This is a genomic window from Microbacterium sp. LWO12-1.2, assembly GCF_040675875.1.
Classification (GTDB): Bacteria; Actinomycetota; Actinomycetes; order Actinomycetales; family Microbacteriaceae; genus Microbacterium.
On sequence record NZ_JBEGII010000001.1, the window covers coordinates 777,323 to 789,374 of the forward strand.

Genomic DNA, 12,052 nt, shown 5'->3' on the forward strand with positions numbered 1-12,052 from the left:
CTGCGGGATGTCAGTGGTCGTGGCCGAGGTCCCAGGGCTCGCGGCCGACGTACTCTGCGGCGGCGCGGAACACTGCACTCTCGATGGCCATGCGACGGTGAGCGTTGTCGTCGTGCCCCGGAGGGAGCAGTCGTTCGATGGGCAGGCGGAAGAGCACGATGCGGCGCTGCTCCCGGTCCAGATACCACCGAGGCACCTCCTCAGCGGTGTCGAAGCCCGGCATGGCACCGATCTCGAAGCGCACGTCCTGCAGCTCCGGCCAGGTGCCGCGAAGGAACTCGACGGCGGTCCCGACGGTCAGATCGAAACGGTCGATCCGGCCGTCCAACGGTGCCAGCGGCGGGCGCACCACTTCGCTGCGTCCGAGGCGACCATGACGGCCATGGCGCGCGCCACGCCGCGGGGCGGCGGAGGGGGCACTGCGTCGACGAGGCATGTCGAAAGTCTAGGCGCTGAGGCAGGCGGGCGCGGCGCGGCATCCGGTCTGCCGTGTTCCTTCGACGTACGCTGGCCGTGATGAACGGACGACTCTGCTCGAAGGTCGGGTGCGCGCGGGAAGCCGTCGCGACCCTCACCTATGACTACGGCGACCAGATGGCCGCGCTCGGACCGCTGGGGCTCGCGCAGCACCCGCACGCACATGATCTGTGCGCCCCGCACGCGGAGCGACTCTCGGTACCCGCCGGGTGGCTCGTCGTACGTCACGAGGCACTGCGCGCCTGAGCCCTTCCTCGACACGCGGCGCGCGCGGGCGATACCGTATCGCCGCCTGGGTATCCTGACGGCGGACGTGCCACGGCGGCGCGCCAGGAAAGGCTGTCGTGATCGTCTGGCGTCGCTGGATCTTCCCCCTGCTCCTCGTCATCATTCTCGGGGCGAGTGCTGCCGCGTTGGTGAAGATCGCCTTCTTCCCCGATCGGGTCGAGAGCATCGTGAGTCCGGAGGCCGGCATCACCGACCCGGTCGTGGCCGTCGAGCGAGGCGCCGTCGTCAACGCGTTGTCGTTGAGCGGCAACATCGCCCGTGACGAGGTGGTCGCTGTGCGCGGTGAGATCAATGGCACCGTGCTCGCCGTGCACGTCGGCGAAGGGGCGACGGTCGCGGCCGGCCAGAAGCTGTTCACCGTGCGTCAGGACGATCCACGCAAGGACATCGACATCCTCGCGCCGGAAGCGGGAGACGTCTCGGAGATCGCGCTCGTGAAGGGCCAGATGACGTCGGTGGGCACCGAGATCTACAAGTTGACGCCCGCGCGCTACCACCTGCTCGCGACCGTCGAGCCCGTGCAACTGTACCGGCTGGTCAACGCCCCCACCGAGGGCACCGTCACGGTGACCGGTGGCCCCGCTCCGTTCACCTGCACCGGCGTACGTGTGCAGGTCACCGCCGAGGGCACGGCGAGCGTCCGCTGCGCCATCCCGACGGATCAGACCGTGTTCGCGGGTCTTCCCGCGACCATGGATCTCGCACTGGGGCAGGTCGAGGATGCGCTCGTGGTGCCGGTCACCGCGGTGCAGGGCGGTGCCGGGTCCGGGAATGTCTGGGTCGATGCGGGTGATGGGACAGAGCCGGAGAAGCGCGCAGTCACGCTCGGTGTGAACGACGGTGCGATGGTGGAGGTCACCGAAGGGCTCGCCGAGGGGGACAGCATCCGCCAGTTCGTCCCCGGGTTCGTGGCACCGGTGGAGGAGTTCTGCTACGAGGTGTCCCCGGGCGTCGAACAGTGCGACAGCGGGATGAGCTGGTGACGCTCGTCGCTCTGGAGGACGTCGAGAAGAGCGTCCTCCTCGCCGATGACTCGCGCCTGGACATCCTGCGCGGGATCAGTCTGTCCGTCGGCGCCGGCGACCATGTCTCGATCGTCGGGCGTTCGGGCTCCGGCAAGTCGACGCTGCTCAACATCCTCGGGATGCTGGACGCCCCGACGTCGGGCACCGTGTCCTTCGAAGGACGAGAGGTGCGCAAGATGCGCTCCGGACGCCTCGACCGTGTGCGCGGCGACAACGTCGGCTTCGTGTTCCAGCAGTTCAACCTGCTGCCGGGGCGCACGGCGCTCGACAACGTGATGATGCCGCTCGGCCATGCCAAAGGGCGTCTGTTCTGGAACCGGCGGCAGATCGCGGCCGACATGCTCGAACGGGTCGGTCTCGGCCATCGCATCGAGCAGATCGCCGACCGGCTCTCCGGCGGCGAGCAGCAGCGCGTCGCCATCGCGCGAGCTCTCGTTCGCAAGCCCGTGCTGATCCTCGCAGACGAGCCGACAGGCGCCCTCGACATCGAGACGGGGGCGTCTGTGATGTCGCTCCTCGACGAGGTCGCCACCGAGACCGATGCGGCGCTGGTGACCATCACGCACGACCTCCACGTCGCCGCCAGGGCGCGCAGGCACTACCGGCTGGATGCGGGGCGGCTGGAGGAAGCTGATCTGCGCCGGGCCTTCGAAGCGTCGACGCTGTCGGCAGCCGTGCCGGCCGCCTCTGAGCCGGCTGCAGCTGCTCCCACGTCCCACGCTCCCGCGGTACTTCCGCCGTTGCCTGCCGCGAACGGCGTGGGCGCATGAGCGGGTTCCTCGGCGCGCTGTCCGACGCCTGGGCGGAGATCCGTGTCCACAAGCTCCGGGTGCTGCTGAGCCTGATCGGCATCGCGGTCTCGGTCGGCGCCCTCACCGCGGTCGTCGCGATCTCGGAGTACCAGCGGCAGTTCCAGACCGAGCAGTCCGACCGCTTCGGCGGACGGGCGGCGACGATCGTGGTCACGGTCGCCAACGAGGACGGCACACCGGTCGACTTCGACGATTTCGACGAGCGGTTCGCCCGTGTATCGGAGCGGTTCGGATTCAGTCACACCGGCCGCATCGTCGGGGGCATGATGCAGAGCGTGCAGTTGCCGGACGGCGTCACCGACGTCGGCGCGCGGCTGATCGACCCCCTGTACCCGCAGATCCATCGCGAGGTGCTGCTGGACGGACGCTGGTTCGTCGATGCGGATCTCGAGGCGCTCGCACCGCCGGTGGTGATCACGGAGGCGCTCTGGGACCGGATCGGACGGACGCCGCTCGCCCAGCATCCGACGCTGTCGCTCACAGGCGGGGCAGGGGGCACCTACCAGGTGGTCGGCGTCGTGCCGAGGCAGGGAACCGGAGACGAGGAGCTTCGCGTCGATCTGCTCTACGACGCGTACCGTTCGCGTGTCGACGCGCTGCCGGAACGCGCGTGGCCGCAGTACGAGGTCTGGGTCGGAGCCGACCAGGCGGACGAGATCGGCCCCGTGCTGGCGATGGACCTGCGAGCGGGACTGCCGGAGGGGCAGACCGTCTCGGTCAGCCGTTCTGACTGGGCAGCGCAGCCGGGAGCGCTCGACGTGCAGGCGACGTTCGAGATGATCACCGGCGGTATCGCCGCGTTGATCCTGGCTCTCGGAGCGCTCAGCCTCATCAACATCCAATTGGTGGCGATGCGGCAGCGGGTGCGCGAGATCGGTGTGCGTCGTGCTTTCGGGGCGACCTCGGGCCGCGTCTTCTTCTCCGTCTTCCTGGAGAGCCTGGTGGCCACGACGGTGGCGGGAGTGGTCGGGATCGCGATCGTGGTGGCGATCCTGCGCTCCGACTGGGTGGTGACGTCACTGTTCTACGGCATCCAGGACGTTCCGCCGTTCCCGATGCGCGCCGCACTGGTCGGCCTGGTGGCGTCGGTGATCGTGGGGGCCGTGTCAGGCTTCATCCCGGCACTCTTCGCTCTGCGTGTGAAGGTGATCGACGCGATCCGCTTCTGACTCGGCGGGTCCGTCCTCACGGGCGGATCCCCGGGTCACACTCCGACGCGGCGACCCGTGAGCTTCTCGGCGCGGCTGTCGGCGTTCTCGAGCGCCCGCCTCTCGCGCTCGCGGCGCAGCACGGTGATGCCGATCAGCACGTGCTCCGGCGGGGCCGCGGGTATGGGGGAGACGAAGGGCGCGGCTTCGGTGAGCAGATCGCGTGCCACCCGTTCGCGTGCCGCAGGGACCATGCGCGGGGCGCTCTGCAGGAACTGTGAGATGCGACGTGCGAGGCGGTCGGGCATGCGCGCGACATCGGCGATCCGCGCCCACTCGTGCAGCCCGGCCGGCATCGCCGGCACGTGAGACACCAGCTGCGGAGTGCGCACGCGCTGGCTGTAGGTGCCGGCGACAAGGTCTCCGAGGCGCTGCGAACGGGCGTTGAAGGCGCCGGTGAGCACCGCGAGACCACCGAAGGTCATGTAGATCTCCAGGACTCCGAGCAGCGCGCGGATGAAGGCGTGTCGGAACCCGGCTGCACCACCGTCGACGCGCACGATGCGGCCGCCCACGGCGAGCTTGCCGAGACTGCGGCCCTTCAACGCGACCTCCATCGTGATCGGCAGCACGACGAAGCTCACGACGAGCGCCGAGACGGTCGCGATCCGATCGGTCGCCTCGTCGAGCACTCCGGCGTCGATGAGCCAGATGCGCAGGAAGATCCACAGGATGAAGACCGCGAAGCCGAGCAGCATGTCGATGAGGGCTCCGAGTGCGCGCAGCAGGAAACCGATGGGCTGCACATCGATCGCGACGGCTTCTCCGGAGAGCACCTCATCGGAGGTATCGATCGGCGTGGACATGAGTACAGTAAATCAGGTGGATGCTGATGCGCTGACGGATGCACGCCGTGCCGAGTGGCAGCGGTTGGACGATCTCAGCCGTGCCCGGCTCGACGGTCACGGCGTCGATGAGCTCATCGTGCGATACCGTGCGGCGTCGGCGGACCTCGCCGAGCTGAAGACCTCCGTGGGCGATTCACCGCAGGGCGCGTACCTGTCGACCATCCTGGTCCGCGCGCGGCTGCGGCTGACGGGTGCTTCCGACAACATCCTCACGCAGACCGGTCGGTTCTTCACCTCCCAGCTGCCCGCCGCTCTCTACCGAGTGCGTTGGCTGACGCTCATCATCGCGCTCGGCTTCATCGCGGTCGCGGTCGGCACCGCTGCCTGGATCGCGAACGACCCTGCCCTGGTCGCGACGCTCGGGGAGCCGGATGCGCTGGAGCAGTACGCCGACGAGAGCTTCACCGGCTACTACACCGAGAACCCCGCCGCCGTGTTCATGGGCATGGTGTGGACCAACAACGCCTGGATCGCGATGCAGTGCGTGCTCTTCGGAGTGACCGGCATCTGGCCGATCTACATGCTCGTGCAGAACGCGATGGGGCTGGGAGTCTCGGGCGCCGTCATGGCCGCCCACGATCGCGCAGACGTCATGGTGCTGTACGTGCTCCCGCACGGGATGCTGGAGATGACGTGCATCTTCGTCGCGGCCGCCGCCGGCCTTCGAGTCTTCTGGGCCTGGGTCGCCCCGGGACATCGCTCGCGCGGCGAGGCACTGGCGACGGAGGGGCGCGCCCTGGCGACTGTGGCGATCGGCCTCGTCTTCGCACTGTTCCTCGCCGGGCTCGTCGAAGGATTCGTGACCGGCTGGGCACTCCCGTGGCCCGTGAAGATCGGCATCGGTGCCGCCGCGCTCGCGATCTTCCTCATCTACATGGTGGTGATCGGCGGACGGGCCTATCGGCGCGGCGAGACCGGCGACCTGATCGAGTACGAGGCGGGGACTCCGCGACTGGTCGCCGGCTGAAACGGGCGTTCGACGCCTCTGCGTCAGAGCCGTCCTGCCGCCTTCAGCTCCAGGTAGCGGTCGGCGATGCGCGGCGGCAGTGCCTCGGGGTCGGCCGCGATCGCCTCGCCTCCGGCCCGTCGGATCGCATCGGCCACGTTCTCGGCGTCGCGTAGCGTCCTTTCCGCCGCTGCGGCGAGGTAGACCTCTTCCCGCGACCCGCGCTGCTGCGCGAGCGAGGAGATGTCGTCGTCCGTGACGGAGCCGACCAGCACGGTCGTTGCGCGAGAGGCGTTCGGGAACGCGCCGAGGAACGCGCGCGCGGACTCCGCGGCATCCTGCGCGGTCAGGACCACGATGAGCGAAGGACGTGTGGTCAGCGTGCGCACGGCGGCGAACGCGCCGTGCCAATCGGTGTCGACCAGGCGCGCATGCACCGGCGCCATGGCATCGGTCAGAGCGGGAAGGAGCGCGGCGCCATCGACGCCGGTCACTCTGGCACGCACGACCCGGTCGTACATGAGCAGGTGCACGTGATCTCCCGCGCGAGACGCGAGTGCTGCGAGCAGAAGCGCCGCCTCGAGAGCCGCATCCACTCTGGTGCCGTCGCCGACACGGGCGGCGGCGGTGCGTCCCGTGTCGATGATGATGACGACATGGCGGTCGCGCTCGGGGCGCCACGTCCTCAGCATCGTGGTCCCGGCCCTGGCGGTGGCACGCCAATCGATCGAGCGGACGTCGTCGCCGCGCACATACTCCCGCAGCGAATCGAACTCGGTGCCCTGCCCGCGCACCTGGATGCTGGTGTTCCCGTCGAGCTCGCGCAGTCGGGCCAGCCGGGACGGAAGATGCTTGCGCGATGAGAAGGCAGGGAGCACCCGGAAGGCGCCGCGCACCGAATGGCGCGCCTGGCGGCCGGCCAGGCCGAGGGGACCACGAGAGCGCAGCATCACGAACTCGCTGACCAGCTCACCTCGACGACGGGGGAGCAGCGGAATCGCGACGCGCACGCGCTCGCCGGACGGGATGAGCAGGGTCTGCCTGGTGGGTTCCGCGCCGGCCGTCGGCTGCCACGCGTCACGGAGGATCCCGTGCAGGGTGCGCTGACCGTGATTGTGCACGGCGACGCTGACCGGCACCGGCTCTCCCAGGCGAGCGCGGGCCGGAACCCGGCGCGACACCGTCACCGTCCGCGGACTGGCAGCCAGCGCGACGTCGAGGCCCACCAGGAGCGCGCAGAGGGCCACCCAGGCGCCCGCCAGGGCATACGGCGGATAGCCCGCGAGTCCGGCGAGGACGAGCGGGAGGACGCCGATGGCGATGGCGACGGCGAGGCGACCGGTGACGAACACCTTAGATCGGCACCCTGGTCTGCTGCACGACCGACGTCAGCACGGCGTCGGCCGAGACGCCCTCCATCTGGGCATCCGGTCGCAGCTGCAGGCGATGACGCCAGACGGGCACCAACATCGTCTGCACGTGGTCGGGCGTCACCGCAGAGGAGGCGTTGAGCCAGGCCCACGCCTTCGCCGCAGCCAGCAGGCCCGTCGAGGCGCGGGGGCTGGCGCCGAGCTCGACGGACGGGGACTGGCGTGTCGCACGGGCGAGGTCCACGACGTAGCCGAGCACGTCGTCCGTGACCTCGACACGTCCCGCAGCCTCCTGCGCCGCGCGGATCTCCTCGGCGGTGACGACGGCCTCGACCCCTGTCAACTCACGCGGGGAGAAGCCTTCGGCGTGGCGGCGGAGCACGGACACCTCCGCGTCGCGCTCCGGCATCCCGACGACGAGCTTCATGAGGAAGCGATCCAGCTGAGCTTCCGGGAGCGAGTAGGTGCCCTCGTGCTCGATCGGGTTCTGTGTCGCCGCGACCAGGAAGGGGTCGGGGAGTGCGCGGCTCACGCCGTCCGCCGATACCTGACGCTCCTCCATCGCCTCCAGAAGAGCGGCCTGGGTCTTCGGGGGCGTGCGGTTGATCTCGTCGGCGAGCAGGATGTGGGTGAACACAGGACCCGCGCGGAAGTCGAATTCGCCGGTGCGCGCGTCGTACACGAGCGATCCGGTCACATCTCCCGGCATGAGGTCGGGGGTGAACTGCACGCGCTTGGTGTCCAGTCCCAGTGCGCGAGCGAACGACCGCACGACCAGCGTCTTCGCGACGCCAGGCACGCCTTCCAGAAGCACGTGGCCTCGCGCGAGCAGCGACACCAGCAGCCCGGTGACGGTGCCGGCTTGGCCGACGACGGCTTTGTCGACCTCGGTGCGCACGCGGTGCATCGCCTGGCGCAGTGCGGCGTCGTCGGCGGGATTGTTCTCAGCGATCACGTGATGCCCTCGGCTTCCGTCGGGATGGGTGGATGAGGCGTCGGATGATGTCATCCGTCGCTCCGGGTCGTGTGAGTGGTGGCCTCGACGGCGGTCTCGAGCTCGCCGAGTCGTCGCGCCAGTTCGATCAGCGCGGCGTCATCGCCGGGAAGAGGTCCCGCGAGCAACGTCTGCAGCGTTCCGCGCGGGATGCGCAGGCGATCCGAGGCCGCATCTGCGACTTCATCCGCGCTGGCGTGCGCCGCGAGCCCGAGTCGACGCGCGAGTCGGCGCTGGGCGCCATCGCGAAGAGCGTCGGCGGCGTGCGCGGAGTCTGCTGCCTTCGCGGTCAGGCGGGCACGTCCGTGCATCGTCTCGGAGGCGCGCACGGTGACCGGGAGGGTTTCAGAGACGAGCGGCCCGAAGCGCTGCCCTCGCCAGATCGCGGCGGCGACACCGGCGAGGAGCAGCAGCAGGATCACCGGAGTGAGCCAGTCCGGCGTGAGCGAGCCGAGGGTGCCCTCGGACTGTCCTTCGATGTCGGAGTCCCCGAACGTCGGGACGTACCACACGATCCGATCGGTCTGACCGAGGAGAGCGAGCGCCAGGGCCGCGTTGCCGTCTTCGGCGAGATACGCGTTGCTGAAGAGCTTCGAGCCCTCCACGACGACGTGACGCCCGTCCATGCGGTCATCCACGAGCACCGCAGCACCTGTGCTCCCTCCGAAGCACGCGGCGACGCCGTCGGCCGGGGTGAAGAGGCGGTCGGGCCGGATCTCGCCGACGCGGGCGAACTCCGGGACCTCGCACCCCGCAGCGACGGCGGGTGAGGTCCCTGGCGCGTCTTGACCGATGCGCAACAGGCTCAGCAGCCGGCTCGCGGTCGACAGGAACACCACCCGATCCGCAGGCTCCATGAGTTCGGTCAGACCTTCGTCGCTGAGCGTGTACGGGTTCGCCATCACCAGCGTCGTCTCGTCGTCGATCGCCGCGCGAGCCTCCGTGCGCGAACGCGACACGATCACATCGACGCCCTGATCGCGCAGGATCTCCGCCAGTGCGAGGGCTCCGGAGTCGTTGCGTCCCTCGGGGTCGAGGCCGCCGTGCCTTCCGGGTGCGCTGGCGCTCACTCGCAGGGCGATGAAGGCGACGCCGACGACCAGAGCGGCGACGATCAGCCATCCGATCAGGGTCCGCCAGCGCGGAGGGCGGCGCACCGCCGTTGATGGCGTGCCGGTCCGCTCGGTGGTGAGCGTCATGCGAGCACCGCCTCTGGGCGACGGGCGCGCAACCGGTCGTCCGTGTCCGCCAGTTCACGGTAACTCTCCGCGCTCGCCGGATGACGCAGGTAGCGGACGTCGTCGAACGACACCGCCGCACGCCGCACGGCGGCGCTCTCGTCGGCGAAAACCGTGCTCGCCTCGCGGGCGATGGCCTGCGCAGTGGCTCCGGGAGCAGGGTCGATCAGGTCGCGTTCGAGGAGTCCGCGCGCGAGTGCACGGAAGCGCAGGATCGTCGCCGCGTCCCAGTCGCCGTCGCGCGCGTGTCGATCGGCGTCCGAACGCAGCTGCGCGGCGCTCCGATCGTCACTTGCGCCCAGGAGATCGCCCCGCGCGGCGCGGACGCTCCTCGCGCTGCGGGGCCGGCCCCAGATGATCAGTGCGACGACCAGGGCGGCGACGATGATGACGCTGACGATGATGAGGGCGGCCGGACCGACGTTCGCACCGTTCTCCGAGGTGAACAGGTCGCGCAGAAAGCGTCCGATGTCACGGGCGAGAAGGTCGAACCAGGTCGGCTTCGCGTCGGCGTAGCGGGGGTTCGCGAGTTCTTCCTCGGCCCACCGCCGCGCCTCGTCACCATCGGGAACGTAGACGTCGAACGATCGGATCATACGGAACCATCACCGTCGGCGCCGGGAGCCGTCCAGCCGCCGTCGGTCGGAGGCGCCCACGGGCTGTCGCTCGGCGCCGTGGGCGTCGCGGGCGGCTGGACGCCGGCAGCGGAGACCGGCGGTGGTGCCGGCGCGAATGCGGGCGGCTGCGGCGCGGGGGCCGGCGCGGGATAGGCGTGATCCTGAGGGGGAGGCGACGGCTGCGCCTGCGGGGAGTGCGGCTGGCCGGGGTAGGACTGGCCGGGGTACTGCTGTCCTGCGAATGGCTGCCCGGCGTACGCAGGAGTGGAAGGGGGCGCCTGCAGCGGGGCGGGATACACGGGCGCCCCGTACAGCGGTGGGGTCGCGTAGCCGGTCGACATCATGACGTGCTCCGGGACCTGGCGGGGCGGCGGCACGTTCGAGACTGCTCGGCTCGGGTCGACGACGTACGGATCGCCGAGCTGCTCGTCGGTCCATCCGAGATCGCGCCGCTCCACGTGGGAGATGAGCGTCTGGTCAAGCCCCTCGTACCTCATCCGGCAGTCGAGGTAGACGAGGGCGGATCCGGTGCTTTGAACGACGAGTGTGATCGCCTGCAGGACGAGCAGCAGGATCTGCGGTGCGACCAGCGTGAACACGTAGCTGATGATCGCGCTGGGCTCCGGGGAACCCGTCGGGGCGACGACCGAGCCGAGCAGCGAGCTGAGCAGCGCGACGGGCAGGCTCACGACCTGCATGGCGAGACCCATGATCGCGCTGATGAGGAAGGTCACACCCCACGCGACCCAGAAGCGTCCGCGGGTCAGGCGCCAAGAGCGCACGAGCGCTTCCCGGAAGCGCGCACCCTCGAGCACCAGGATCGAGGGCACGAGAAGGAGCTTGGTCGACAGCCACACCACGAGCGGGATGCAGGCGAGCGCGATCAGGATCACGACGATCACCAACACGCCGATGAGCTCGGCGCTCCCACCCAGGCCACCGGCGATGAACGCGCCGATGAGAACGGCGACGATCGCGATGAACCCGAAGACGGCGATCACAGACAAGGACGCGAAGCCGGTGAGGCGCCAGAAGGCGGGGGCCATCTTCTTCCACAGCATCCGCAGCGTCGCCTTCACGCCGATCGCCGCGTAGCCGATCTCCGCAGCCACGACTCCCTGCATGATCGCGGTGAAAGCGATCGACGCGAGGCCGACGGCGAGACCGGCCACGATGTTGACGGCGATGGTGCCGGCGAGCATCGCGTCGTAGTCGGGGGAGCCGACCGGCACCGTCTCCAACCGGGCGAAGCTGGTGAACAGGACGACGCCCATGATCCCCGCCGTGGCCAGGACGACGATGAGCTGGATGACGACAGCGAAGCCGAACAGCACCTTCGGGTTGTGTCGGAGCGCGGCGAAGGCCTTGCCCAGCAGCATCCCGAACGTCAAGGGATGAAGGGGGATGATGCCCTTCTTCGGGGCAGGGGTCCACATCTGACCGCTCACAGGCATTCCCTCCGTCGTGCGCTCCCATCGTGTCATATCCACCTGCCTGGTGCGCAGACCTGGGGACGCCGGTACTGGGTGCCATAAGGTAACAGTTATGACCTCACGCATTCTTGTGGTCGACGACGACACCGCGCTCGCCGAGATGATCGGCATCGTGCTGCGCACGGAGGGTTTCGAGCCGGTGTTCTGCGCCGACGGAGCACGGGCCGTCGACGAGTGGCGCGCCCAGCGTCCGGACCTCGTCCTGCTCGATCTCATGCTTCCGGGGATGGACGGGATCGAGATCTGCACCCGCATCCGCGCAGAGTCCGGCGTCCCCATCCTCATGCTCACGGCGCGCAGCGACACGGCCGATGTGGTGCGCGGCCTGGAGGTCGGCGCGGACGACTACATGGTCAAGCCCTTCAACCCGAAGGAGCTGGTGGCTCGCATCCGCACGCGGTTGCGGCCCACACCTCAGGCCACGATCGAGCAGCTCCGGGTCGGCGATCTGACCGTCGACGTCGACGCACACGAGGTGCGCCGAGGGACAGCGCCGATCGCCCTCACGCCTCTCGAGTTCCAGCTGCTCGTCGCGCTCGCGTCGAAGCCGCAACAGGTCTTCTCGCGGGAGATGCTGCTGGAGCAGGTGTGGGGATATCACTACAAGGCCGACACGCGGTTGGTGAACGTGCACGTGCAACGGCTCAGGGCGAAGGTGGAACTCGACCCGGACAACCCCAAGATCGTGATGACGGTTCGGGGCGTCGGATACCGGGCCGGGAGCGTCGGCTAGGCG

13 protein-coding genes are annotated in these 12,052 nt (G+C 69.4%); 6 read left to right on the top strand and 7 right to left on the bottom strand.

All coding sequences use genetic code 11. From position 1 onward, the window contains the following. Positions 1–10: 10 nt before the first annotated feature. A complete protein-coding gene (locus MRBLWO12_RS03610) occupies positions 11–436 on the bottom strand; it encodes a hypothetical protein (RefSeq protein WP_363552780.1) in 426 nt (141 codons plus the stop codon). Between the two features lie 80 nt (positions 437–516). Here MRBLWO12_RS03610 and MRBLWO12_RS03615 point away from each other — a divergent pair, with 80 nt between their 5' ends. The 4 genes from MRBLWO12_RS03615 (at position 517) to MRBLWO12_RS03630 (ending at position 3,771) form a co-directional block, all read left to right on the top strand. After that, entirely contained in the window at positions 517–723 is a 207-nt protein-coding gene (locus tag MRBLWO12_RS03615; protein ID WP_363552782.1) for a DUF3499 family protein, read from the top strand. Between the two features lie 98 nt (positions 724–821). After that, a complete protein-coding gene (locus MRBLWO12_RS03620; RefSeq protein WP_363552784.1) occupies positions 822–1,748 on the top strand; it encodes an efflux RND transporter periplasmic adaptor subunit in 927 nt (308 codons plus the stop codon). Next, positions 1,745–2,560, top strand: a complete 816-nt coding sequence (locus MRBLWO12_RS03625) for an ABC transporter ATP-binding protein (RefSeq protein ID WP_363552786.1) — start codon at positions 1,745–1,747, stop codon at positions 2,558–2,560. The genes MRBLWO12_RS03620 and MRBLWO12_RS03625 overlap by 4 nt, the downstream gene beginning before the upstream one ends. Next, positions 2,557–3,771, top strand: coding sequence for an ABC transporter permease (locus tag MRBLWO12_RS03630; protein WP_363552788.1), 1,215 nt, complete (start codon positions 2,557–2,559; stop codon positions 3,769–3,771). Before MRBLWO12_RS03625 ends, MRBLWO12_RS03630 begins: the two co-directional genes overlap by 4 nt. Before the next feature lie 35 nt (positions 3,772–3,806). Here the strand turns inward: MRBLWO12_RS03630 and MRBLWO12_RS03635 are convergent, their stop codons facing one another. Then, a complete protein-coding gene (locus tag MRBLWO12_RS03635; protein ID WP_363552790.1) occupies positions 3,807–4,616 on the bottom strand; it encodes an RDD family protein in 810 nt (269 codons plus the stop codon). 16 nt (positions 4,617–4,632) lie between these two features. Here MRBLWO12_RS03635 and MRBLWO12_RS03640 point away from each other — a divergent pair, with 16 nt between their 5' ends. After that, positions 4,633–5,625 carry a stage II sporulation protein M gene (locus MRBLWO12_RS03640; RefSeq protein ID WP_363558514.1) on the top strand — a complete coding sequence of 331 codons (993 nt, stop codon included), beginning with the start codon at positions 4,633–4,635 and terminating at the stop codon, positions 5,623–5,625. A 23-nt stretch (positions 5,626–5,648) separates the two neighbouring features. Here the strand turns inward: MRBLWO12_RS03640 and MRBLWO12_RS03645 are convergent, their stop codons facing one another. The 5 genes from MRBLWO12_RS03645 to MRBLWO12_RS03665 all read right to left on the bottom strand — a co-directional run bounded on the left by MRBLWO12_RS03645 (position 5,649) and on the right by MRBLWO12_RS03665 (position 11,271). Then, the gene (locus MRBLWO12_RS03645; protein WP_363552792.1) at positions 5,649–6,956 is read right to left on the bottom strand and encodes a DUF58 domain-containing protein; all 1,308 of its coding nucleotides are present in this window, start codon (positions 6,954–6,956) and stop codon (positions 5,649–5,651) included. 1 nt (position 6,957) lies between these two features. Further along, entirely contained in the window at positions 6,958–7,881 is a 924-nt protein-coding gene (locus MRBLWO12_RS03650) for an AAA family ATPase (protein ID WP_363558516.1), read from the bottom strand. 98 nt (positions 7,882–7,979) lie between these two features. Continuing rightward, on the bottom strand, positions 7,980–9,167 hold the full coding sequence (locus MRBLWO12_RS03655) for a DUF4350 domain-containing protein (protein ID WP_363552794.1): 1,188 nt from the start codon (positions 9,165–9,167) through the stop codon (positions 7,980–7,982). Further along, a complete protein-coding gene (locus tag MRBLWO12_RS03660; RefSeq protein ID WP_363552796.1) occupies positions 9,164–9,802 on the bottom strand; it encodes a DUF4129 domain-containing protein in 639 nt (212 codons plus the stop codon). The genes MRBLWO12_RS03655 and MRBLWO12_RS03660 overlap by 4 nt, the downstream gene beginning before the upstream one ends. Further along, positions 9,799–11,271: a glycerophosphoryl diester phosphodiesterase membrane domain-containing protein gene (locus MRBLWO12_RS03665; protein WP_363552798.1), complete on the bottom strand. Its 1,473-nt coding sequence runs from the start codon at positions 11,269–11,271 to the stop codon at positions 9,799–9,801. Before MRBLWO12_RS03665 ends, MRBLWO12_RS03660 begins: the two co-directional genes overlap by 4 nt. A gap of 97 nt (positions 11,272–11,368) precedes the next feature. Between MRBLWO12_RS03665 and mtrA the strand changes: the two genes are divergently transcribed. Next, the gene (gene mtrA, locus MRBLWO12_RS03670) at positions 11,369–12,049 is read left to right on the top strand and encodes an MtrAB system response regulator MtrA (protein WP_141872467.1); all 681 of its coding nucleotides are present in this window, start codon (positions 11,369–11,371) and stop codon (positions 12,047–12,049) included. Positions 12,050–12,052: the final 3 nt, after the last annotated feature.